This is a genomic window from Labilibaculum sp. DW002, from assembly GCF_029029525.1.
In the GTDB taxonomy this organism is placed as follows: domain Bacteria; phylum Bacteroidota; class Bacteroidia; order Bacteroidales; family Marinifilaceae; genus Paralabilibaculum; species Paralabilibaculum antarcticum.
In genome coordinates this window covers 51,741-75,018 of sequence record NZ_JAKJSC010000002.1, presented here as the reverse complement: position 1 = coordinate 75,018, position 23,278 = coordinate 51,741, and the positions used below count along the sequence as shown (strand labels likewise).

Here is a 23,278-nt window from a genome sequence, read left to right as displayed (position 1 = left end):
ATGAGTAAGTGCGAAAACCGCTATATCATAACTGGAGGTCCTGGATCAGGAAAATCAAGTCTTCTAAATGCATTATCAGCAAAAGGATATCAATGCTTTGAAGAAATATCGCGTATAATTATTCAGGAACAACACCAAATTGGTGGAGATAAAGTTCCTTGGAAAAATTTAGCCGAGTTTGCAGGTATTTGTTTTGAGCGCATGAGCAAGCAACTATCGGATTGTACACCTACTAGCAATTGTTTTTTCGACCGCGGCTTGCCAGACATTATTGCCTATGTTAGAAGAGGAGGATTGACCGTACCCAGTGAATATTTTGAAAAATGCAAAGATTACAACAAATGCATATTTTTAGCTCCGCCTTGGAAAGAGATTTTTATTAATGATGATGAAAGACCAGAATCTTTTGAAGATGCCCTAGAAATATCATCTTTTCTAAGAAGCACTTATCAGGAGTTAGGGTTTACAATTGTTGAGCTTCCGAAGGGATCCATTAATGATAGACTCCTTTTTATCGAAAATTACATCTTGACTGATAAAGAATCTTGAACAGCTTTATAGGTAGCTTTTGCAAGGATCTCTCCAAACAAAACATGCTTACCACAATATTGCACATCTGGACCACTTCCACAAGCAATTGCTGTTGAATCGGTACCTGTACCCGTAGCAATAAGATTGCTTACTGGACTTTTTACATTCAGATCTTGCAAACAAGCAGATTTCGCTTCTGCAATCATCATTACACACTCCACCAAACTTGCATCTGATAGATTGGCATTTGTCAACACCAAAATATTTATGGTACCTACCTTATCACATGCTTCATTCATGAACTGGTAATCAGCAATATCACCAGCTCTTCGTGCATTAGAAACTCCCGAAGTCACAAAAACTTCAATCCACACACCCTGCTCTTCCAACCTCACTCTTCGAAAAGACTTCATTAAAGCAGCAGTCATCATCCCTACACAGTTCCCAATCCACTTTTCTGAATCGGCTATTTTTTTCAATGTTAGATCAGGAGCTTCAAAATTGGTCTTTTCGCCTCTAAAATTAGCATCTACCTTTGTGTTCAGAAAATGATCAGCAATTTGAATACCTCCATTTAAAATTGCTGAACTTAGCATCCGAACAGGTGAGTCGAAACTCACATGAAGAAACTGTTCGTTTACTTCAATATCAAATTTCATAAACTATTCCTTTACATTTTGTTGAAAGGCAAATGCAACAGCCTGTTCGTACTTTTTAAATCCCCCAGATTTTTTTATCCCTTTGAATACTTTTCTTTCATTATCGAAATGACTTGAAAAATACTCCCAAAAAGGCTTTACTTTTTGTAAGAGTTGAGTGTCACCACTTAAAAATGAAGAGTATGTATCGAATATTTCTGCGTACATTTTTCGTAAAATCTGTTTCTTCTCCTCTGCAGAAGGAATATCCAAACCTTTTATTTTATGAGGCAACCAATAATCTCTTAGAATACCACGACCAATCATCACATCCTTCAAATTAGGTATATCAGCTTTCAAACTCAGAAAATCTTCTTGCGTTTCAATATCACCATTATAAGCTATTGGGAAATCAAATCGATCTTGTACTTCTTTAAAAAAATCACGATCGGCATTTCCTTTATACATTTGATTTCCCAAACGTGGATGAATAATGATATCTGTAAGGTTCATATCTTTTAAGATCTCCAAAACAGGAAAAATCTCTTGCTTATCTTCTAAGCCTAACCTCATTTTTATGGATAGATCAATTTTACTAGAATATCCATCACTCAAAATAGATTTTATTTTATCGGCATGAGGAAGTAGCCCCGAACCTTTTGTTTTTCGAGTTACCATTGGAAAAGGGCAACCCAAATTCCAATTCATTTTCTCATAGCCTAAGTCAGAAAAATATTTTTCAAAAAATTGAAATTCCTCTACTGATCCACCTAAAAACTGTGGAATTAAATCATCCTTACGTTCTAAAAATGGCTCAACTTCACGTTTGTGAGAAGACTTTAAAACACCTGAATTTTGCATTACAAGAAAAGGGGTATAGAAATAATCTATCCCCCCTATATATTTTGCAAATGCTCTACGGAATACCAAATCGGTAAATCCCTGTAGAGGTGCCAATGATAATTGCATAATTAAATAGTAATAATTAAATCTAACGACCGAAACTTAAAACGCTCAAAAGTTGCTTACGGTGACGGTAATAAGTTAATCCATCTTCAGTAGCAATACTTTTCACAAAGCTATCAATCATGGTATCATAAATGGTTCCAAATTTAAACCGATCTGGTGGATACAATTCTGGATTATGCATGTCCTCTAATCTAGACAGATACATACGACCAACAATTTCAGGACTTAAATCCTCACGATACATGCCTTGAGCAACTCCCTTTTGAACATTAATCTGAATTTTATCAAAGATAAAAGCCATTCTTTGGTCCATATGTTTTTTATAAATCTCCGGGAAGTATTTTTCGAATTCCATAGTTACTGATGGAGACACATTCACAAATCGATCGTTAATTTCCTGACTCACAATAAAAAGAATATCAATAGCGTTTTGACCTTCAAAATTATATTCTAAAAATATTGACTCAAAAGATTTCCGTTCGTATTCAAGAATTTTCTCAACCAACTCCTCTACCGAATTCACAAATTTTGAAACGTCAGATGGTGACACGCCAAAATCTTTCATCTTTTCAAAAGAGAACCCATCTATTCCATTCTTGTATAAATAAGCCCTTACTTTTTCTATTATTTGAACAAATTCCTTATCCATAAACCCTTAGCGCTAAAAAAATTAACATTCATCCCAACTTATTCCTTAATCTTATCAAGATAGGCATAAAATTAAGGAATTTTCGACTGAGAACACTATACAAGAGCAATTTTAAAATTTAAAATATTTCATAAACCAACCATGCAATAAGCTAAAATCAGTAAAGAAGAGTTCACAACACTGCTATTTACATTTAAATTAAACCTATTTTCAAGCTATTATTAATGCTTTTCAAATAGAATAAAAACAATTCATAACTTCAGATTATGTGATCTTATCTTAAATAAGATGGAATTACTATTCATCAATAAATGTTGATTCACACCGTAAAAAGCATCTTTCATAAAAAAGTGTTCAAATTAACAATACAAATTACAAACAAACGTTAACTTTACCTCCTGAACAAAGTCTTTTAAGCACTTATGTGATTAAATGCACTTATTCATAAGTAAATTTAAGTAGTAGTTTTGGGCGGCTAGTCACCGCCCTTTTTTTTATACCTTCTATTGACATTATCCATTCTTTTGTATAATTTAAATACCTCACAAAACATGGATAATATGAAAAATACTTTCAACTGGATTGAAATACCAGTAACGGATTTTGATCGAGCAAAAAAATTCTATAGTTCAATCCTCAATTTTGATATGCCACAAGAACAAATAGGATCAGATTTAATGGGATTTTTTCCATATGATCAGGAAAATGAAGGTGTAGGTGGCGCTATAGTAAAAGGCGATATGCACAAACCTAGCAAGGAAGGAACGTTAGTCTACTTAAACGGAGGTGAAAACCTAAATACGATCCTCAACAAAGTAGAAAGTTCTGGAGGTGGGATTGTAGTTCCTAAAACTCAAATTAGTCCTGAAATTGGGTATTTTGCAATATTTGCAGACACAGAAGGCAATCACATTGCCCTTCACTCAAAAGGATAAAAAGAAAATAAGCGATTGAGAAAATCAATCGCTTATTTTTATTTCAGTAATTCTTTTTCAATTACTTTTTTCATTGCGTTAAATTCCTCGTGGTTAAACAATCGAGTCATATAGATTATTTTCCCGCTTTTATCGATGATAACATTTCTTGTTACGCCACTTTCTTTATGCGCATATTTTGTGAACACTTTTGCACCATCATCCAAAGCAACTGGATAAGTTATTCCCGTTGCAGAAATCATTTTCTCTACTTTTTCAATCGGTTCATCTAAATCTACTGCAAACAATGCAAAATCTTTGCTCTTGTGCTTTTGCCATATATCACTCTCAATAAAAGGCATTTCCTTTCGACAGACTCCACACCAACTTGCAGTGAACTGCAACATAACAACTTTCCCTTTCAAATCAGACAACTGTAAACTAGTACCATCTGTTAAACTTACCTTAAAATCTGGAGCTTGATCGCCTACTTTTACAATATACCCTCTGGAATCTTGCTGTTGTGCCATTCCTGAAAAACTTAAGCCAATAATTATACTTATTAGTCCTATTACTCTACTCATATTCAAAACCATTCTCTAATTCTATTTATCTATTATTTCTAAACATTCTAAAAATCTTTTTTTTCACAATATCCTTCTTCATTTTCAGATAGGAAATTACTGCTTTAAAAAGCAATTGATCATTTACAAAAAACTTTTTTAATAAATATGCCGAACCTGCATAAGGTAGAGCCGTGATGAATATATCATAGAATTTCACCTTACCTTTAAGATTTGCAGCAATATAAATAAGTTTAGCTACGAAATTTCCAACTGAAAAAACAATGAGTGGTGTCAAAACTTTATAATCAATCACTCCATGAAAAATTGCATATACAATAACACCTGGAAACAACATCGCATCAATAATACCCACAATAAAACTCCATGCTGCTAAAGCAGAACTAACATATAATATCCCCGATAAGTTATTGCCTAGAATAATTTTCGTTAAATAGTCTTTTTCCACTTGCGAGTAATTTTCTAATCCCTCAACATAAGTACAAAAACTACTTTGCGCACAAGCACATTTTTCCTGATAAGAGATATCACTTCCCATATGCAAATCTTATTTTTTAAACATTTGTCGGTAAATATTAGAAATCCCAGCTCTATAAATTAAGAAGCAACTAAAAACCAATGCAATTATAGCCATACCAAACAGTTGTCCTCCATCACTTGTTCCATTGTATTCAACCTCAATTCCTATTGGTGTAAATAAATGAAAACCTAATGCTCCAATCATTAAGCCAGCAGTAATTAATGCTGCATACTTCCATAAATTTGGCAAGAAAAACATAAGCCCAGCAATCAACTCAAGAACTCCAACGCCAAATCTCCCCCAAGGCTCCATCCCAATTGTTGAAAAAATATGGATCGCCTCTGGATGTCCTGAGAATTTAAAATGTAAAGTTTGAATTAAAATAATCGCTGTAACAATACGAAGCAACATTTCAATGGTATTATATTTCTTCTTCGATTTCATTATCCTTTTTTTTTCTAAAACTACTAAAATTGCAAACTAATTCAGAATTAACTTACAAGCACAATATATAACCATTTTCTTAAGCAAACTGTGAGCTGCATTACATTTTCCTTTTTTAGGTGAAAAACAATTAAATTCCCTATCAAAGACACCATGTAAACAGAAACATAAACCTAATATTTATTGATTTTAGAGGTATTTTGAATAAAGAACTAAAATCCTTATTTTTAATATAATTCAAAACTCAATTTTACGAATTGAATTGAAAGTTCAGTGATATCTTTACTTGAATACTATGGTGAATCAAACTAAAAAGACGAATACACAACTTCTACAAGAAATTAAAGATCTTAAAACTCAAATAACTGAACTTGAAAATGAAAAAATCAACTTCTCAAATGAAGGTAGCTATTCTTTCAGCTCTATTAAAATAATTCATTCAAATTGGGATTTAGAAACCCACACCATTAAATGGTCATCAATTGCTGAAGAAATACTTGGGTTTAAAAACGGTAGTTTTGGAAATACCATTGAAAGTTTTTATCAAAACATTCACCCTGAAGATCGACAAAACTTTACAAACATTTTATCTCACAATATAAACAATCAATCCAAAGAGTGCCAAACCGAATTTCGAATGATTCGAGATAACAAACAAGTTATTTGGATAACTGCCAATGGAAAGATTGATTACGACACAGATGGAAATCCGTTAAGCATACACGCAATTCTTCTAGATATAACCAAACATAAAGAAACTGATTTTGAGCTAAAACAGAAAATTGAACATTACGAACTTGTCACAGCTGGAACCTATGATGCGATATGGGAGTGGGATATCCTAAACAAAACAGCTTACCTATCTCCAAGATGGAAACAAATGCGAGGACTTTCGGAAAATGAAGTTCAAAACACAGAAGAAGTTTTACTTTCAACGATTCACCCTGACGACAAGGAACGTGTCATGCTATCTGTTCAAAACCACTTTGATGGCAAAACAAGTTTTTTTGAAGAAGAATATAGAATCATATGTAAAGACAACACGATAAAATGGATTCAAGATAGAGGGATAGCCAAGAAAGATAGTAAAGGTAATATTATACGAATGGCCGGATCGGAATCTGACATAACCAAAAGGAAACTAGCTGAACAGCAACTTGAAGACCAGACAAATTTCCTAACTCTTCTTCTAGATCATATGCCTAATCAAATCTTTTGGAAGGATAAAAAGCTAAGCTATTTAGGGTGCAATAGAAAATTCTCTGAAGCTATTGGACTAAGCAATCCCGAAGATGTTATTGGTAAATCTGATTCTGATTTTTATCATTCACCTGAGCAAACCAACAGGCATTGGGAAGAAGATAGAAATGTTATAACAAACGAAAAGCCTATTTTGAATACTGAAGAAGTTTATCAGAACTTTAAAGGTGAAAATGCTTGGATTTCAACAAGTAAAATTCCTCTTTACCATGACAAAAAGGTAATCGGTTTATTAGGCATCACTACTGATATTACACATAGAAAAAACATCGAAAAGGAACAAATCGTATCACGTTTAAGATATGAAACGATGTTTAACGATTCTCCAATTCCTTTATGGGAAGAAGATTTTTCTGAATTAATAGAATACTTAGACTCCTTAAAGTTAGAAGGGATTCAAGATTTTAGAGAATTCTTTGATAAAAATCCAGAAGCACTTTTACTGTGCTCACAAAAAGTAAAAGCAACTGATGTAAACCGAGCAACACTTCAACTTCATCAGGCTAAAAGCAAGGAAGAACTCTTAGGGAATTTGGACAAAATATTTACAAATAAATCATTCGAAGTTTTTAAAGAAGAGGTAATTGCAATATCAGAAGGAAAAAATAAATTCGAAATAGAAGGAGAAATTAAAACTCTTCATGGAGAACCTAAACAAATTTTATTGAAATTATTTATCGATGAAAATTACCCCAAATCAGCTAAAGCATTATTGGCAACAATAGACATAACTGAAAAAAAGAAAGCGGAGGAAGCATTAAAGGTAAGTGAAAACAAATTTAGGTTGTCATTTGAAGCTACAAATGTCGGAATGGTAATTTCGAATCATGCAGGAAGTTTAGTTTCCGTAAATAATGCAATGTGCAATATCCTAGGCTATTCAAAAGAAGAATTACAAACGAAAACTTTTTTAGACATAACCCACCCTGATGATTTGGTTAAGAGTAAGAAACAATTCCATAAAAGCATAACCAGCGCTATAAGTTTTACCTTAGAAAAAAGATACCTAAACAAGAACAATCGTATTAAGTGGGGATTAACATCTGTTAGTCCAATATACAATTCCAATGGAGATTTCATGTATGCAATTGGTCACATTCAGGATATCACCAATAAAAAACAAACAGAAGAACAAATACTAACTCACAACAAAGAATTTGAAAGGTTAAATAAGGAATACAAATCTCAGAACGAGGAACTTGTTAAAACAATAGCTATTGCCGCAAAAAGTGATCAATTAAAATCTGAATTCCTACAAAATCTATCACATGAGATTCGAACACCAATGAATGCTATTCTTGGTTTTTCTGATTTTTTAGAACTACAAAAAACGACACCCGAAAAAAGGCAGCAATATATTAATATCATAAAAAGTAGCGGAAATCAACTGCTTAGGATTATTGATGATATTCTTGAAATTTCTGCCTTGGAAACAAAACATGTGCAAGTAGTAAATAAAACATTTAACCTAAACAACTTACTAACCGAACTATTTACTATTTTCCAACCCAAAGCAAGAGAAAAAGGAATTGCTCTATACATCAAGAAAGGACTTACCGACCGCGAGACAAATATCATATCAGACGAAAGCAAATTGAGTAAAATATTCACTAACCTACTTGAGAACGCAATAAAATACACACCAAATGGTTTCATTGAAATTGGGTACAAACTTGTAAAGGATGAGTTAAAATTTTACGTAAAAGATACCGGACTAGGTATTTCAAAAACTCGTCAGGGACAAATTTTCGAAAGGTTTTCTCAGGGAGAAAGTGAAATCAGCAAAAAAATCGGTGGCTTAGGACTTGGATTATCGATTGTAAAAGAAAATATTGAATTACTTGGAGGCAATATTAAACTTGAATCAAATATAGGGAAAGGAAGCACTTTTCTACTAACAATACCCTTTAAAAGTGATGGTTCTGATTCAACACAGAATGAGAAGAATACAAAAGTAAGAAAGCATAAAATTCTAATAGCTGAAGACGAAGAAATTAACTATTTCTATTTCGAAACTTTACTTGAAGAAATTGCTCCGAACTGTAAATTAATTCATGCTAAAAATGGAAAAGAAGCCCTTGAAATGTGTAAGAAAGAGGATTTTGAACTGATTTTCATGGACATTAAAATGCCCGAAATGAATGGCTACGAAGCAACTATTGAAATCAAAAAAATAAAACCTAATTCAACTATCATTGCGCAGACATCTTATTCTACTAAAGAAGACAAAGAAAGAGCTAGACTTGCTGGTTGTGAAGATTTTTTATCAAAACCAATCAGTCTTGAAACCATGCAAAGTGTTCTAAACAAATACATTTACCTATAAATGAGCTTAATTTAAGTTTAAATTAAGCTCATTGAAATTATTTTATCGATACGTAAATCCTTTTAATGAGGCTAAACCTCCTAATGAGGTCTCTTTATAAGAGTAAGATAAATCCAAGCCTGTTTTCATCATGGTTTCGGTTACCTGATCGAAACTAATCCTATGACGACCATCTGACAATAAGGCAAACGTATTGTGATTTAAGGCTCTTGCTGCAGCAAATACATTCCGCTCTATGCAAGGAATTTGCACTAAACCTAACACAGGATCACATGTCAATCCTAAATGATGCTCTAAGCCCATTTCCGCAGAATACTCAACTTGATATACTGTTCCTCCATGTAATTGTGTTGCTGCCCCAGATGCCATTGCACAAGCTGTACCAACCTCTCCTTGACAACCTACTTCAGCTCCAGAAATAGAAGCATTGGTTTTCACTAAATTTCCAATTAAACCAGCTGTAGCTAGTGCTTTTAAAATATCTTTCTTACCAAACTTATAAAACTTTTTGTGATAATATAAAATAGCGGGAAGAACACCGCAAGCACCACAGGTTGGAGCAGTAACAATTACCCCGCCAGCAGCATTTTCCTCTGAAACTGCCAATGCATATGCATAGAGCATAGACCGCTTCCTCATTGGACCACTATACGTTTTCGCTTTTAAATGATACAAGTGAGATTTCCTAGGCAATCTCAAACCACCAGGCAATTCTCCTTCATTATTCATTCCCGTTTTTATCGCCTTTTTCATTGCCGACCAAACCTCATCTAAAAAAGCCCAAATTTCTTTACCTTCTCTTAACTCAACATATTCCCACAGTTGCTTTTCATTGCTTTTACACCATGCTAATATCTGATCCATTGTTGTTAGATCATAAATTACATTTGATGCCAATTCAGTATTGTCATCAATAATAGCACCACCACCAACGCTATAAACAGTCCATTCTTCCAGTAGAGTTCCTTCTGCATCAAATGATTTTAACCTCATTGCATTTGGATGCTTTTTCAAAAACTCTTCAGGCTTCCAGATCAGCTCTAAATCTCTTCCTTCAAATACACTTTCGATAGCAACACCGGTTAAGTGCCCTTTTCCTGTAGCAGCTAAACTGCCAAAAAGGGTAACCTCAAATTTACCTGCATTTTGGTTCCGTGCCAAAAACTGCTCAGCTGCCTTTCTAGGTCCCATTGTATGACTGCTAGAGGGACCACAGCCAATACGATATATTTCTTTTATTGATTCCATTTTGTTGTAGTGTTGTTTAGTAAGTTGAGTACAAATGTAAGGAATCGATCAATCTTCAGATCAAATTTGGTAAGTTATTGCATAAAAAAAGAGAGAAGAAATACTTCTCTCTTCTTAGTCGGGGTGGCAGGATTCGAACCTGCGACCTCCTCGTCCCAAACGAGGCGCGATGACCGGGCTACGCTACACCCCGAAAATTTAATCTCGGTACTTTCAATAAAAATGAAGTTTTTCAACTTCTGTAATTTTCTCGGTGTCGGGGTGGCAGGATTCGAACCTGCGACCTCCTCGTCCCAAACGAGGCGCGATGACCGGGCTACGCTACACCCCGAGAATTTAATTTCAATATTTGCGATAAAAAAAGAGAAGTTCTTCAACTTCTCTGGAATTTTCGGTGTCGGGGTGGCAGGATTCGAACCTGCGACCTCCTCGTCCCAAACGAGGCGCGATGACCGGGCTACGCTACACCCCGAAAATTTAATATCTTAAAAAAACTTAGCGGAGAGAGGGGGATTCGAACCCCCGGTACCGTTACACAGTACGTCAGTTTAGCAAACTGGTGGATTAAGCCACTCTCCCACCTCTCCTGATTGCGGTAGCAAAAGTAGGTAAAATTTTGATCTGTGCAAAATATTTTCTCAGCATTAATCCAAGTTTCATGCACATTTCATTATAGTAAATTATAAATCAATGAGATTGCGATTGATTTTTTTTTCATTTAATCTAAAAAAAAAGCTGGAGAGCATATAAAATGCTCTCCAGCGAGTATCTAAAATCAATTTTTCTTATTTCTTTTTCCCTTTATCGGAAGGTTTGGCAATATTTTCGCGCATAGAAGTATCCGCTTCAATATTTTTCATGCGATAATAATCCATCACGCCTAAATGACCACTACGGAAAGCTTCCGCCATAGCCATTGGCACTTCAGCCTCAGCTTCGATAACTTTAGCGCGCATCGCTTGTGCAAGAGCTTTATTCTCCTGTTCAGTTGCAACAGCCATTGCACGACGTTCCTCAGCCTTAGCTTGTGCAATTTTTAAATCTGCATCAGCTTGGTCAGTTTGAAGTACTGCACCAATATTTTTTCCTATATCAATATCTGCAATATCAATTGATAAGATTTCGAAAGCAGTTCCAGCATCCAATCCTTTTTCAAGAACTACACGAGAAATAAAATCTGGATTTTCAAGTACTGTTTTGTGCGACTCTGAAGAACCAATAGATGATACGATTCCTTCACCCACACGAGCTAAAACAGTTTCTTCACCTGCTCCACCAACCAACTGGCGTATATTTGCACGAAGTGTTACTCTAGCCTTTGCAATCAACTGAATACCATCTTTAGATACTGCAGTTACTGGAGGCGTATTAATAACTTTAGGAATTACACTCATTTGTACAGCTTCGTATACATCACGTCCTGCAAGATCGATAGCTGTAGCCATTTTAAATGGCAAATCAATATTCGCTTTTGATGCAGATACCAAAGCATGAGTTACTTGCTCTACATGACCTCCTGCCAAATAATGTGCCTCAAGGTCGTCACGTGTAAGATGTAGACCAGCCTTGTGAGCTTCAATCATAGCACGTACAATAACATTAGGTGGCACACGACGCCAACGCATAAATACAAGTTGAATCAATGAAATTCTAACTCCTGACAAAAGAGCTGAGAACCATAATGCAACCGGAATAAAAAAGAAAAGGATGTAGATACCTACCCCTATCGCAACGATTAAAAATATTAATGCTCCAATTTCCATTTAAATTTATTTTATAGGTTTTACAATTACAATCTTATCAATAACGTCAACAACCTCTACATTTGTTTTTTCATCAATATAAACACCAGTAGATTTTGCTTCAACAATTTTCTTATTTAATTTAATTTTTCCCATTGGAGCTAAACGAGATACACATATGCCTTGATCCCCAACAGTTATATCTTCTGACTCTAACTTTTCAACTTTAGAATCTACTTCTGCTTTTAGCATTATTTTTTGCCATGTTTTAGACTTTAAAGCCACAGCTAATGAGATACCACAAAAAATTAAGGTTCCTAAAACCGTCATATGTCCAATGGAGCTACCATAATGATCATATGAAAGATAAATTCCGCCACCAATCATCAATACACCTCCTAAAGCTGCAACAGTTACACCAGGAATTACCAAAAATTCCAGCAGCAACAAACCAATTCCTAAAACAATAAGAAGAACAATAATAAAAATGGTCATGAACTATATTTATAAGTTATTAGATACTATACAATTTTAACTTTTAATCCTTTTTCAGCCAATAGGTCTCGCATTGGCTTAATCGTACTCATCTTTCCCTTCTTCACATCGCATTTGCCTTTGTAATGCGTGATGTAAGCGCACTGCTCAGCCTGATTAGGATCATGCCTACACACATCAACTAATGCTTCTACGACAAAATCAAAGGTGTGAAAATCATCATTAATCAATAATAATGTATTCCGATTAAGAAGATCATTTATCGCATCTTCTTCCTTTTTGTCTATTTCTGTATCCTTACACTCTAACATCAGGAATTAAAATTACTGTCTTAGAATTTCAAGAGCCTGTTGAATCGTAATCTTATCTTTACCCGAAAAAGCAACAGTAAAGGCATCACTCAAGCCGGCTTCTCTTAATTCCATTTTTAATTTACTCACTTTGCTATAAGAATCAAAGTTTCCTACTGTACAAATGGTATAATCCCTATAGTCTTTACTATAATTAACACCATATTTTGAGAATTTCACTAATTTCTCTTTCACATCAGCAGGAATTTCACTGGAAAAAGCGCCAACTTGAACTTTGAAACTAACCTTATCATCACCTACTACTGCTGTTGTTTTAGGAACAGAAGTAATATCTGGTTTTACCTGTGGTGTTGGTTTGTAATCTTGATCGGTAACTTTAAGCGCTGATGCTAAACTAACTTTAACACCATCTTTGTAAGCCACAACAAAAGTATTTGGAAACAATTGTCTAACCTCCGGAACTTCTTTTTTAGCATCCGCAAAAGTCATGTAATTCCCAACCATATATTTATACAGTTTTCCATTACCAACAATCTCCTCTTTTACAGCATCTAATCCAGAAAAGAAACTAGATTCGGCTCTATTCGAGAATACTCCTACCTGTAAATGATACACGTAGCCATGCTCATTTGATGTATCATATTTAAAGTCTGATCTTGAATTCACATTTGCAGTAGGAAGCTTCTCAGAACTCATCACTAATTTTTCCTTTTTAGGCTGAGTTCGAACCTCTGCACTTACGGTACCAATAATATTTTCAGCAAGGTAAGTTGCCTCCGTCGTTTTAGCTTGAACCAGTTTATTTTCTGCTTGTTTTGTTAATTCAAACGACTTTTGTTCTAATTTCGATATTTTATTAGCAAGTGCATTATGCGACATTCCTTCCAAACCACTCAGCTGCTTTCTTAATCCGTCGGTTGTTCCAATCAAACTATCAGAGTTGAATTGATCATTTTTAGCTTCAATAAAAATTTCTTTCGCTTGATTCGACTTAAATTCATTTAAATAATGATAAGTCAATTCACTATTAACAGGAAAGTTAAAATACGGAAAATCGTTCTCATTATACTTCATCGCGTATTGAGGTTCATTTGTCTTATTACCAGCAAACCTATTTGTTGTAGTAGAACTTCCTTCTTTCAACACAGCAATATCCGCCAACAAGCCAGGGTTCATAACAACTTTTTGCTCAGAATAATCTGCGAGTTTAATTTTATAGATGGTAACTTCATTTTTACCATTCTCTCTACTGGAGATGAAATTCGCATATTCCTCATTTAATCCCGTTGCAAAAAACAAATCATTCGATGTGGAATTTATTGGAAATCCAATATTTTGAGGCTCCGTCCAAGTATCTGAAATTTCATTGTAAATCGATTTGAAGATATCAAATCCACCCATGCTATTATGCCCTTGCGAACTAAAGTAAAGTGTTCTGCCATCATTAGACATGAAAGGATATACCTCATCGTAAACCGTATTCAAAGCAGTAAGTGCTTCCCATTCTCCCCAGCCACCATTTTTCAATCTTTTGGCTCTATACAAATCTCTTCCTGTTTTTTTATTCTTTCCAAAACTAGAAAAATAAATGTATTGACCTTTGTTCGCTAAACAGGCTACATCTTTATCACCTGTTCCATCGTATCTTGATTTAATCGACTTGCTTTTCTTTGATAATCTATCGCCAAATCCTTCAACTGTATAGTATCTAAAAAACTCATTGCGATCGACTATTTTCTTCTTTTTCAAATCTACAACATAATAAGAATTCACAAGAGGAAGACCGTTCTGACACATCTCTATAAGTCGATCAATACCAATCGATTTCTTCTTATAATACTCTCTGAATTTACGGTAATAGCGGATTGCTGAATTAAACTGATAATCCATATGAAATGCACGCCCCAAATAATAAGGCACAGATGCATTCACATTTTTAGCAGATGCAATTTTCAAATGAAGAATAGCTTCTTTAATATTTTTATTTTCCTCTACCTGACAAACTCCCAAATAATAATTGTATTCAGGATCCTGCGGGTATACATTTATTAATTCTTGATACAAAGGTAATGCTCCTGAATAGTTCTCTCCATCGAAGAAAGTAAAGGCTTCCTCCTCTATCTGTTGTTCCGTTTTTCCTCCACTAAAACTTTGGGCATTCACCAATTGAATGAAGAAAAAAGAAATAAAAAGTAAGCTGTAATGTAATCTCATTTTATTATTCATAGAATTAATTTCTTGAAAATGGAATTCGGTAAAACATAAAATACTTCCCTCCAGTTAACAACAAAAAACGAATCATCAGCAATATCATCAGCAATTCTAGGAATTAGCTCATGAAAAATGCAGGACTTAACAAAAAGTCAATATAGTAATTATTTTATAACAAAGATAATATATAATGTGTAAGTACGAAATTAGCACCTAGTGATTAAGATTAACAAAATATTTAAATAACAAGGCAAAAAAGAAATGTCAAAAACCTCTTTTAAGAAGCTTTTTTTTTTAACTTCAATGGTTGATAATTTTAACAAGAAAAATTCGTACCTGTAGTCTTATAAATGGTATATTTGTAATTCAATTTTTCAAAATGATAGAACTTAAAGAAGGTGATAAAGCACCAGAATTTTCTGGAGTGAATCAGGATGGTAAAACTTTGAAATTGTCTGATTTTAAGGGAAAACGACTGATTCTTTATTTTTACCCCAAAGATAATACGCCTGGATGTACAGCCGAGTCGTGTAATTTGAATGAAAATTACGACGAGCTAACCAAACATGGTTTTGAGGTTGTAGGTGTGAGTCCGGATGAGATTGGCAAACATCAGAAATTTATAGCTAAATATAACTTGGCTTTTAATTTGATTGCGGATACCGAAAAGGAAATTCTGGAAGCTTATGGAGCTTGGGGATTGAAAAAACTTTATGGCAGGGAATATATGGGTGTAATTAGAACTACTTTCGTGATTTCGGAAGATGGAATAATCGAAAAAATCTTTAAAAAGGTAAAAACAAAAGACCATACCAATCAGATTTTGACAGAACTGAATATTCAATTTTAAAAATTAATAATACATATAAATATGGCAACTAAAGATATTGCAGACATTAATAAGGAAAAACTGAAAGCACTTCAGTTAACCATGGATAAAATTGATAAAACCTATGGTAAAGGCGCTATCATGAGAATGGGAGACAATGCCATTGTAGATGTACCAACCATCTCAACAGGATCTTTATCCTTAGATATGGCTTTGGGTGTGGGAGGACTTCCACGAGGACGTATCGTTGAGATTTATGGTCCTGAATCATCAGGTAAAACAACCCTTGCTATTCATGCTATGGCTGAAGTTCAGAAAGCTGGCGGTATTGCCGCTTTTATCGATGCTGAGCACGCTTTCGATCGTTTTTATGCAGAGAAGTTAGGTGTTGATACTGAGAATTTATTGATTTCTCAGCCAGATAATGGTGAGCAAGCACTTGAGATTGCAGACCAACTGATACGTTCATCAGCTATTGACTTGGTTGTAATTGACTCTGTTGCAGCTTTGACTCCTAAGGCGGAGATTGAAGGTGAAATGGGTGAGTCGAAGATGGGATTACAGGCTCGTTTGATGTCGCAAGCACTTCGTAAATTAACTGCGAACATTAATAAGACGAATACTACTTGTATGTTCATTAACCAGTTGCGTGAGAAAATTGGTGTCATGTTTGGAAACCCTGAAACGACAACAGGAGGTAATGCACTTAAGTTTTACGCTTCAGTTCGTTTGGATATTCGTCGTGTAGGTCAGATTAAAGATGGTGATGAGATTCAAGGTAACCACACACGTGTTAAAGTTGTGAAGAATAAGGTAGCACCTCCTTTCCGTAAAGCAGAATTTGATATCATGTATGGTGAAGGTATTTCTAAGACAGGTGAAATTATCGATCTTGGTGTTGATTATAACATCATTAAGAAAAGTGGTTCATGGTTCTCGTATGGTGATGTAAAGCTTGGTCAAGGTCGTGAGGCTGTTAAGCGTTTGATTACTGATAATGTAGAGTTGGCTGAAGAATTAGAAGCTAAAATTGTTGAAGCTATCAATAATCCTGCAGAATAATTAATTCTCAAACAATACAATAAAAAGGCTCTCGCACTGCGAGGGTCTTTTTTTATGGCATCTCGTTTTTCGCACCAAATCATAAAATCACCAAAGACGTATGCAATACCCCTCTACGGCAATTTCATTCCTATTTGTTCATTGATAATTGTTCATTCTTCATTACATTTACCGTGCTGAAACTTATTTAAATCAACAAACACATACCATCATGAAAAACAAAAACCTTTTGCTAGGCTTAGCACTTGTTACTGGATTAACATCCTGTCAACAAAAAGCTGAGGAACCAAAAGATGATTCATCTTACAAAACACCCGAAACCAAATTAGCTTCAGATCGTATGACACCAGAGGTTTTATGGTCGTTTGGACGTATGGGTGGAGAAAGTATTTCGCCTGACGAGAAAACAGTTCTTTATGGAGTGACTTATTTTAATAAAGAAGAAAATAAATCGTACAGAGATCTTTATACACTTCCAGTTGCTGGAGGCAAAGCGACTCAAATTACCAATACAAAAGGTAAAGAGTGGGGAGAACGTTGGACAAAGAATGGTCAGATTGCTTTTCTTTCAGCTGAAAGCGGATCGGTTCAGGTCTGGGAAATGAATGCTGATGGAACAGGCCGTAAGCAATTGACTGATATTGAAGGTGGAATTAACGATTTTAAATTTTCTCCAGATGAGTCGAAAATGTTATTCTCGAAAGAGGTAAAGCTTGAAGAGAATGTTCATGATAAACACCCAGATTTGAAAAAATCTGATGGTCGCGTTATTAACGATGAGTTTTATCGCCATTGGGACCATTGGGTAGAAACTTACACTCACATTTTTGTTGCTGATTTCAGCAAAGGAACAATGTTGAAAACTGGTAAGGATATTATGGAAGGTGAAAAGTGGGAAGCTCCTGTTCGCCCTTGGGGTGGAATTGAGCAAGTAAACTGGACTACTGATGGTAAGACGATTGCTTATTCTTCTCGTAAGAAGTTCGGTCAAGCATATGGTCTTTCTACTAATACAGATATCTATTTTTATAATTTGGAAAGTGGAAAAACCAAGAACATGACCAAAGGTATGATGGGGTACGATAATAACCTGTCTTTTTCGCCTGATGGAAAATATATGGCTTGGGAAAGTATGGAACGTGAAGGTTATGAGGCAGATCAGATTCGTTTATTTGTAATGGACTTGAAGACTGGCGAGAAGAAATATATGACAAAAGGTTTCGATCAAAATGCTGGTCACCTAACTTGGACAAAGGATAGTAAATCTATTTACTTTATTTCTAACTGGCATGCAACTGATGAGATCTACCGTATGAACATGGCTGATGGTAAAATTCACAAGATTACTGAAGGTGTTCATAATTACCAATCGGTACATCCTGTTGGTGATAAGTTGATTGCTAAGCGTGTATCAATGAGTAAGCCAGCTGAATTATATACTGTTGATGCTAAAACAGGAGAGTCAAATGAAATCTCTTTCGTAAATAAGCACATCCTTGATCAGTTGACCATGGGTACAGTTGAAAAAAGATGGGTAAAAACGACTGACGGTAAGAAGATGTTGGTTTGGGTGATTAAGCCACCACATTTTGATGAGAATAAGAAATATCCAGCTTTACTTTATTGCCAAGGTGGCCCTCAGTCAACTGTTTCTCAGTTTTGGAGTTACCGTTGGAATTTCCAAATGATGGCTTCAAATGACTATGTAATTGTTGCACCAAACCGTAGAGGTTTACCAGGATTTGGTAAAGAATGGTGTGAGCAAATTTCAGGCGATTATGGTGGACAAAATATGAAAGATTATCTTTCTGCAATTGATAATGTGAAAGCTGAGAAGTATGTTGATGCAGATCGTTTAGGTTGTGTTGGTGCATCTTATGGTGGATTCTCGACTTTCTGGTTGGCAGGTCATCACAACAAGCGTTTCAAAGCATTCATTGCTCACGATGGTATGTTCAACTTAGAAGCTCAATATTTAGAAACGGAAGAGATGTTTTTTGTGAACTGGGATCTTGGCGGAGCATTTTGGGATAAGAAAAACAAGGTTGCTCAGCGTTCATATGCTAACTCTCCTCATAAATTTGTTGACAAGTGGGATACGCCAATTATGGTTGTTCACGGAGAAAAAGATTACCGTATTGTTGCTTCACAAGGTATGCAAGCATTTAATGCTGCTCGTTTGAGAGGTATTCCTGCGAAATATCTTTATTTCCCTGAAGAAAACCATTGGGTACTTGGTGTTCAGAATGGAATTCTATGGCAACGCGAATTTGCTAGCTGGCTAGATAAATGGTTAAAGAAGTAGATCCCAGATCTGACAGAATAGAATTATCCCTGCCCTTTTTTGGTGGGGATTTTTGTTTCCTCTCTTTATTCAGTATTAGCCTTTTTTTTACCTAAGTTTGCAGAAATAATTAATTCCCTACATGAAGAAGTTTCTACTATCTACCACAGTACTTGCCATATTCGCATGCTTACTTTGGGCTACACCATTTACTGCCATTAAAATTGGTTTAAAGTACACTACTCCTCTTCAATTTGCAGGAATCCGCTTCTTCTTATCAGGTCTTATCATATTACCCTTCATAAAAGATTTAAAATACAAAGTACTCGAATCTAAAAAAAGATGGCGCTTTATTCTTTGGGTTGCCTTATTACAGACAACCTTTCTTTACGGATTATTTTACACTGGCATTAGTTATTTACCTGGAGCCTTAGGTGCAATGTTGATTGGAGCTCAACCTCTTTTCGCAGCAATAATGGCTCATATTATGCTGAAAAATGACAAAATGAACTGGCAAAAAATAATGGCCATTCTATTGGGTCTAACTGGGGTATGCATCATCAGCTTGGGAAGGGCAGATTTTGTTCTGTCTACAACAATTCCACTTGGTGTTGGAATCTTAATTTTGAATAATATTGTAGGGAGTACTGGCAATGTAATTGTTTCACGAGATGCCAAAGACATGCCACCTCGTGTTCTAGCATCCTTCTCGATGATTATTGGAGGAGCCGTATTAATGCTCATCTCAATCCCAGTTGAAAATCCATCATGGACTACCATTCACCCAAACGAATATTATTATTCATTGGCATGGTTAGCAATGGTTTCTGCCTTTGCAATTACAATTTGGTTTGGCTTATTACAACGTCCTGGGGTTAAAGTTTCCAACCTAAACACATGGAAATTTATCATCCCAATTTTTGGTGCATTCTTAAGCTGGATGATTCTACCTGATGAACATCCAGATGTAATTTCAATTATTGGAATGTGCGTAATTGCCTTTAGCTTGCTTCTGGTAAATTTTCTCAACAGAAGGGCTGCAGCAAAAAAAGCTTAGCGCATTACTTTCTTTTCTTCTCTCGTCTAACGAGTTTAATTCCCTCTATGTAATTCATCACTTTACGAAGAACATCAGACCACAAAGTAAAAAAAAGAAGAGCTGTTCCTAACCAAATTATCATCAGATTAAACCAATAGGTGTCGATGTAATAATTCCAAATTCGTTTCACGGGTGCATAAAAATGAGCTCGCCCAAATCTGGAATCAGGGTACATGAATATTGGATCCTTCTTTTGAACAAGCCTTTCATCGACTTCAATCATTTTATTGACTTCAGTTCTGTTTAAAACCAAATCAGCCAAGGCTTGATTGTAATAGTTTTGCTTAAAATTATATACACCATCACGTCCAAGTGAGTCAACTAATCTTGAGTACTGAAAATCTTTCTTATAGCCCGATTCACTTCCCAAACCAACGTAATACAACTTTATTTTATCTAAAAAATGTCTGGTATTCTCTGCTACATTTAAATTAAAATCATAAATATTCAATTCTTTAATTTCAGGAAATACATTAAAACCAGCTTCTTCAGCCAATCTTTCTATTTCATTTTGAAGCATCAGAAATTGAGCGTTGGTCTCTTCTGAGTTTTTTTCGAATTCAATATTCCTTTCACAATCAATAAGAATTGATTCAATTTTTGGAATTAAGAATGAGCTTGTGAAGGCAGCATCACTGACACCTTTTTCATAATCGAAGAAGTGTTTTTCGAATTCATTATCCTTAAATTGAGTGACAGCCATAGCCTCGTAAGCCCATCGTGTAGTCATTAAATCACCTATAATTGGGACATAGGTTTTATTAGTAATTCCTCCATGTAAATCATCAAATTTAATCATAGCACCACCCAAAAGAAGTTGCGGTACCAGAATTAATGGTATGAGGATATAAATTGTAATTACAGAATTTAACCCGGAAGAAATATTTAGGCCAACCATATTAGAATAACAGGATGTTGTAAACAGAACGAGCCAAAAGGAAAGGGTCATTCCTTCTATATCAAGAATGTAATTGCCTATCAACACAAATGAAATGGATTGTATCGCTGATAAAACAAACAAGAAAATAATTTTAGATGCCAGATAACTAATCCTACACAAATTCAGGAATTTCTCTCGTTGTAATATCTTTTTATCACGAATAATTTCCTCGGCGCTGACACTAAGTCCTATAAACATGGAAACGACGACAGCCATAAATAGAAAAACGGGATAGTTCTTGTTGTCGCCAAAAACATAGTTGCCAGCTGAAGTGTATTTTGTGAAAAAGCCAAGAATAAAGGCTAACAAGGGTGCTTCAAACAGGTTAATAATTAAGTATTGCCTGTTTGTTAGTTTTGAGAGTAAATTTCTAATCCAAAAAATCGAGAATTGCTTAACTTTACTTGGTATTTTAAAATTACTTTTAGGTAATTTTTTATCGGCACGCAATGGCAAATGGTTAGCTTCAATATTCTCCTTGTATTTTTCATACCATTCAACCGGAAGAATTCTTCTTTCACGAGTTGGTTTACCGTTTTCATCAATTTTTCGAGTTTCTACAATTTGTAGAATTTGCTCAGGATTTACATTACCACAGGTGATACATTCACTTTCAGCGGCATTAACTTGTGAGTTTTGTGTTTTAAAATAAACAATTGAATCAATCGGATTTCCTGTATAAATCGGATAACCACCTTTATCCATAATCCATAGCTTATCGAACATCTTAAAGATCTCCGATGAGGGCTGGTGGATATTAGCAATAACTAGTTTTCCCTTTAAAGTTTGTTGCTTCAGAAGATTCATAATCATTTCTGAATCAGTAGATGAAAGACCCGAAGTCGGTTCGTCAACTAATAGAATTGATGGTTCACGCATAAGCTCCAAACCGATGTTTAGACGCTTACGTTGTCCACCGCTAATGAATTTATTTAGAGGATTACCTACTTTTAGATTTCTAGCCTCATAAAGTGCTAAATCATGGAGTAAAGTGTGAACTGTTTTTAAAATTTGATGCTCAGTAAATTCTTTGAAACAGAGCTTTGCGTTATAGTATAGATTCTGGAAGACCGTTAATTCTTCAATTAAAAGATCATCCTGAGGAACAAAACCAATTAATCCTTGAATAGCAGACTTGTTTCTGTGAATTTCGAAATCGTTGATGAAGATTTCACCGCTATTAAGAGGTAAATTGCCATTAAGGACGTTTAATAGTGTTGATTTTCCTACACCACTACCACCCATGATGCCAATTAGTTGGCCACTTTTCTCGGAGATGTTGAAGTTGTGAATCCCATTATGAGAATTTCTAAATTTAAATTCAATATCCTTAGCTGAAAATATGATCTTTTCCTGAGATTCTTCTTTCAGAAATTTACCAGCAATATCCGTATAGTAAATTGACTTGATATTAGGCCCTTTAATTATTGATCCATTGCTTAATTGGTAGGTCCTATCTGGTTTTATTTTATTCCCTTCTAAATATAAATTAAGCTCACCTTCGTACTTGAAAACCAGTAAATTCACACTTTCTGCGAACATTACGATAAGTCTACCATACAAATTTTCACAAAAAAGATGCTTGAAGTCATTTTCCTTCTTCTTTACATCCTTTTTCATGAACCACGATAAATTCTCGGACCACTCGGTAACCTTATTATCGATTATCAGAAACTTGCTTTTATCGTATTCATCGAGCGTATCACCCCAAACAAAGGCGAGACAATTAATAAATTCGGAACGTGGTATTTTAAAATTTTCAGCAACGATACTTATGAATTCGAATTCATTTTCGCTTACCAATTTATCCTCATAAACGAATTCCAATAAGCGCATCAATACAATCAAGCGTTCTTCCTGTACGAGCTCTACTTTAATCTTAGAACAAACTTTAGATGCTTCTGTTAAAGAAAGTATATTTGCCTGCTGGGCATGAACAGATGCCTGATACTCCATCTCTCGACGATAGAATTCAGAATAGTTCTCAAATAATCGTAAATATTCTACTTGAAGCTCAGAATTAACATAGCGATTCAAAAACCCTTCAACAATCACCCTTCCCTCTCGCGAAACCCCCTCTTCTTTTGCATTTGCTACAATCGCAAACAGATGCATTAACGCATTTAAAATCGATTCCCCCATTTACTTATGGAATTTTGGTATACCTATTTCGGAATGATTTAAAAATACAATTTATTTCCCAAACATAAAGAATTAGAAAG

Annotated in this window: 19 protein-coding genes and 4 tRNA genes; 7 read left to right on the top strand and 16 right to left on the bottom strand. The window is 34.9% G+C overall.

The window, feature by feature from the left end:
• Nucleotides 1-549 carry an AAA family ATPase gene (locus L3049_RS12050; protein ID WP_275110067.1) on the top strand — a complete coding sequence of 183 codons (549 nt, stop codon included), beginning with the start codon at nt 1-3 and terminating at the stop codon, nt 547-549.
• Here L3049_RS12050 and L3049_RS12045 read toward each other — a convergent pair.
• From L3049_RS12045 to L3049_RS12035, 3 genes are read right to left on the bottom strand one after another with little or no spacing between them, the layout of a single operon-like run.
• Entirely contained in the window at nt 522-1,190 is a 669-nt protein-coding gene (locus L3049_RS12045; RefSeq protein WP_275110066.1) for an adenosylcobinamide amidohydrolase, read from the bottom strand. The two genes, L3049_RS12050 and L3049_RS12045, sit on opposite strands and share 28 nt — an antisense overlap.
• Before the next feature lie 3 nt (nt 1,191-1,193).
• A complete protein-coding gene (locus tag L3049_RS12040; protein WP_275110065.1) occupies nt 1,194-2,138 on the bottom strand; it encodes a tRNA dihydrouridine synthase in 945 nt (314 codons plus the stop codon).
• A gap of 22 nt (nt 2,139-2,160) precedes the next feature.
• Nucleotides 2,161-2,787, bottom strand: a complete 627-nt coding sequence (locus tag L3049_RS12035; protein ID WP_275110064.1) for a hypothetical protein — start codon at nt 2,785-2,787, stop codon at nt 2,161-2,163.
• A gap of 560 nt (nt 2,788-3,347) precedes the next feature.
• Here L3049_RS12035 and L3049_RS12030 point away from each other — a divergent pair.
• Nucleotides 3,348-3,722, top strand: coding sequence for a VOC family protein (locus L3049_RS12030; protein ID WP_275110063.1), 375 nt, complete (start codon nt 3,348-3,350; stop codon nt 3,720-3,722).
• A 38-nt stretch (nt 3,723-3,760) separates the two neighbouring features.
• Here L3049_RS12030 and L3049_RS12025 read toward each other — a convergent pair whose 3' ends face one another.
• Genes L3049_RS12025 through L3049_RS12015 form a run of 3 tightly spaced genes read right to left on the bottom strand, consistent with a single transcriptional unit; the run spans nt 3,761 to nt 5,249 of the window.
• Nucleotides 3,761-4,285 (bottom strand): TlpA family protein disulfide reductase, encoded by a 525-nt coding sequence (locus L3049_RS12025; RefSeq protein WP_275110062.1) that lies wholly within the window; start codon nt 4,283-4,285, stop codon nt 3,761-3,763.
• Between the two features lie 25 nt (nt 4,286-4,310).
• The gene (locus L3049_RS12020; RefSeq protein WP_275110061.1) at nt 4,311-4,823 is read right to left on the bottom strand and encodes a hypothetical protein; all 513 of its coding nucleotides are present in this window, start codon (nt 4,821-4,823) and stop codon (nt 4,311-4,313) included.
• 9 nt (nt 4,824-4,832) lie between these two features.
• Entirely contained in the window at nt 4,833-5,249 is a 417-nt protein-coding gene (locus L3049_RS12015) for a DoxX family membrane protein (protein ID WP_275110060.1), read from the bottom strand.
• Between the two features lie 295 nt (nt 5,250-5,544).
• On the opposite strand from L3049_RS12015, the gene L3049_RS12010 reads away from it, so the two are divergent.
• Entirely contained in the window at nt 5,545-8,835 is a 3,291-nt protein-coding gene (locus L3049_RS12010) for a PAS domain S-box protein (protein ID WP_275110059.1), read from the top strand.
• Nucleotides 8,836-8,877: 42 nt separating this feature from the next.
• On the opposite strand, the gene L3049_RS12005 is transcribed toward L3049_RS12010, so the two are convergent.
• From L3049_RS12005 to L3049_RS11965, 9 genes are all read right to left on the bottom strand, one after another.
• Complete coding sequence (locus L3049_RS12005) at nt 8,878-10,083, bottom strand: L-serine ammonia-lyase (RefSeq protein WP_275110058.1); 1,206 nt, start codon at nt 10,081-10,083, stop codon at nt 8,878-8,880.
• A gap of 118 nt (nt 10,084-10,201) precedes the next feature.
• Nucleotides 10,202-10,276 (bottom strand) — tRNA-Pro (locus tag L3049_RS12000).
• 63 nt (nt 10,277-10,339) lie between these two features.
• Nucleotides 10,340-10,414 (bottom strand) — tRNA-Pro (locus L3049_RS11995).
• Between the two features lie 66 nt (nt 10,415-10,480).
• Nucleotides 10,481-10,555: transfer RNA gene (locus L3049_RS11990), tRNA-Pro, on the bottom strand.
• Between the two features lie 27 nt (nt 10,556-10,582).
• Nucleotides 10,583-10,670: transfer RNA gene (locus L3049_RS11985), tRNA-Ser, on the bottom strand.
• A gap of 198 nt (nt 10,671-10,868) precedes the next feature.
• On the bottom strand, nt 10,869-11,846 hold the full coding sequence (gene floA, locus L3049_RS11980; RefSeq protein ID WP_275110057.1) for a flotillin-like protein FloA: 978 nt from the start codon (nt 11,844-11,846) through the stop codon (nt 10,869-10,871).
• 6 nt (nt 11,847-11,852) lie between these two features.
• Entirely contained in the window at nt 11,853-12,320 is a 468-nt protein-coding gene (locus L3049_RS11975) for an NfeD family protein (RefSeq protein WP_275110056.1), read from the bottom strand.
• A 26-nt stretch (nt 12,321-12,346) separates the two neighbouring features.
• Nucleotides 12,347-12,631: an ATP-dependent Clp protease adaptor ClpS gene (locus L3049_RS11970; RefSeq protein WP_275110055.1), complete on the bottom strand. Its 285-nt coding sequence runs from the start codon at nt 12,629-12,631 to the stop codon at nt 12,347-12,349.
• Nucleotides 12,632-12,643: 12 nt separating this feature from the next.
• Nucleotides 12,644-14,857, bottom strand: coding sequence for a hypothetical protein (locus L3049_RS11965; RefSeq protein ID WP_275110054.1), 2,214 nt, complete (start codon nt 14,855-14,857; stop codon nt 12,644-12,646).
• Between the two features lie 364 nt (nt 14,858-15,221).
• Between L3049_RS11965 and bcp the strand changes: the two genes are divergently transcribed.
• The 4 genes from bcp (at nt 15,222) to L3049_RS11945 (ending at nt 20,074) form a co-directional block, all read left to right on the top strand.
• The gene (gene bcp, locus L3049_RS11960) at nt 15,222-15,692 is read left to right on the top strand and encodes a thioredoxin-dependent thiol peroxidase (protein ID WP_275110053.1); all 471 of its coding nucleotides are present in this window, start codon (nt 15,222-15,224) and stop codon (nt 15,690-15,692) included.
• A gap of 21 nt (nt 15,693-15,713) precedes the next feature.
• Nucleotides 15,714-16,733 (top strand): recombinase RecA, encoded by a 1,020-nt coding sequence (gene recA / locus L3049_RS11955; protein ID WP_275110052.1) that lies wholly within the window; start codon nt 15,714-15,716, stop codon nt 16,731-16,733.
• A 211-nt stretch (nt 16,734-16,944) separates the two neighbouring features.
• The gene (gene dpp5 / locus L3049_RS11950) at nt 16,945-19,038 is read left to right on the top strand and encodes a dipeptidyl-peptidase Dpp5 (RefSeq protein ID WP_275110051.1); all 2,094 of its coding nucleotides are present in this window, start codon (nt 16,945-16,947) and stop codon (nt 19,036-19,038) included.
• Between the two features lie 121 nt (nt 19,039-19,159).
• Nucleotides 19,160-20,074 (top strand): DMT family transporter, encoded by a 915-nt coding sequence (locus tag L3049_RS11945; RefSeq protein WP_275110050.1) that lies wholly within the window; start codon nt 19,160-19,162, stop codon nt 20,072-20,074.
• Nucleotides 20,075-20,078: 4 nt separating this feature from the next.
• Here L3049_RS11945 and L3049_RS11940 read toward each other — a convergent pair whose 3' ends face one another.
• Nucleotides 20,079-23,198, bottom strand: coding sequence for an ATP-binding cassette domain-containing protein (locus L3049_RS11940; protein WP_275110049.1), 3,120 nt, complete (start codon nt 23,196-23,198; stop codon nt 20,079-20,081).
• Nucleotides 23,199-23,278: the final 80 nt, after the last annotated feature.

Excerpts from the sequence above, each read along its gene's own strand:
- L3049_RS12050 (WP_275110067.1), top strand. The coding sequence starts at position 1 with ATGAGTAAGTGCGAAAACCGCTATATCATAACTGGAGGTCCTGGATCA.
- L3049_RS12045 (WP_275110066.1), bottom strand. The coding sequence starts at position 1,190 with ATGAAATTTGATATTGAAGTAAACGAACAGTTTCTTCATGTGAGTTTC.
- L3049_RS12040 (WP_275110065.1), bottom strand. The coding sequence starts at position 2,138 with ATGCAATTATCATTGGCACCTCTACAGGGATTTACCGATTTGGTATTC.
- L3049_RS12035 (WP_275110064.1), bottom strand. The coding sequence starts at position 2,787 with ATGGATAAGGAATTTGTTCAAATAATAGAAAAAGTAAGGGCTTATTTA.
- L3049_RS12030 (WP_275110063.1), top strand. The coding sequence starts at position 3,348 with ATGAAAAATACTTTCAACTGGATTGAAATACCAGTAACGGATTTTGAT.
- L3049_RS12025 (WP_275110062.1), bottom strand. The coding sequence starts at position 4,285 with ATGAGTAGAGTAATAGGACTAATAAGTATAATTATTGGCTTAAGTTTT.
- L3049_RS12020 (WP_275110061.1), bottom strand. The coding sequence starts at position 4,823 with ATGGGAAGTGATATCTCTTATCAGGAAAAATGTGCTTGTGCGCAAAGT.
- L3049_RS12015 (WP_275110060.1), bottom strand. The coding sequence starts at position 5,249 with ATGAAATCGAAGAAGAAATATAATACCATTGAAATGTTGCTTCGTATT.
- L3049_RS12010 (WP_275110059.1), top strand. The coding sequence starts at position 5,545 with ATGGTGAATCAAACTAAAAAGACGAATACACAACTTCTACAAGAAATT.
- L3049_RS12005 (WP_275110058.1), bottom strand. The coding sequence starts at position 10,083 with ATGGAATCAATAAAAGAAATATATCGTATTGGCTGTGGTCCCTCTAGC.
- floA (WP_275110057.1), bottom strand. The coding sequence starts at position 11,846 with ATGGAAATTGGAGCATTAATATTTTTAATCGTTGCGATAGGGGTAGGT.
- L3049_RS11975 (WP_275110056.1), bottom strand. The coding sequence starts at position 12,320 with ATGACCATTTTTATTATTGTTCTTCTTATTGTTTTAGGAATTGGTTTG.
- L3049_RS11970 (WP_275110055.1), bottom strand. The coding sequence starts at position 12,631 with ATGTTAGAGTGTAAGGATACAGAAATAGACAAAAAGGAAGAAGATGCG.
- L3049_RS11965 (WP_275110054.1), bottom strand. The coding sequence starts at position 14,857 with ATGAATAATAAAATGAGATTACATTACAGCTTACTTTTTATTTCTTTT.
- bcp (WP_275110053.1), top strand. The coding sequence starts at position 15,222 with ATGATAGAACTTAAAGAAGGTGATAAAGCACCAGAATTTTCTGGAGTG.
- recA (WP_275110052.1), top strand. The coding sequence starts at position 15,714 with ATGGCAACTAAAGATATTGCAGACATTAATAAGGAAAAACTGAAAGCA.
- dpp5 (WP_275110051.1), top strand. The coding sequence starts at position 16,945 with ATGAAAAACAAAAACCTTTTGCTAGGCTTAGCACTTGTTACTGGATTA.
- L3049_RS11945 (WP_275110050.1), top strand. The coding sequence starts at position 19,160 with ATGAAGAAGTTTCTACTATCTACCACAGTACTTGCCATATTCGCATGC.
- L3049_RS11940 (WP_275110049.1), bottom strand. The coding sequence starts at position 23,198 with ATGGGGGAATCGATTTTAAATGCGTTAATGCATCTGTTTGCGATTGTA.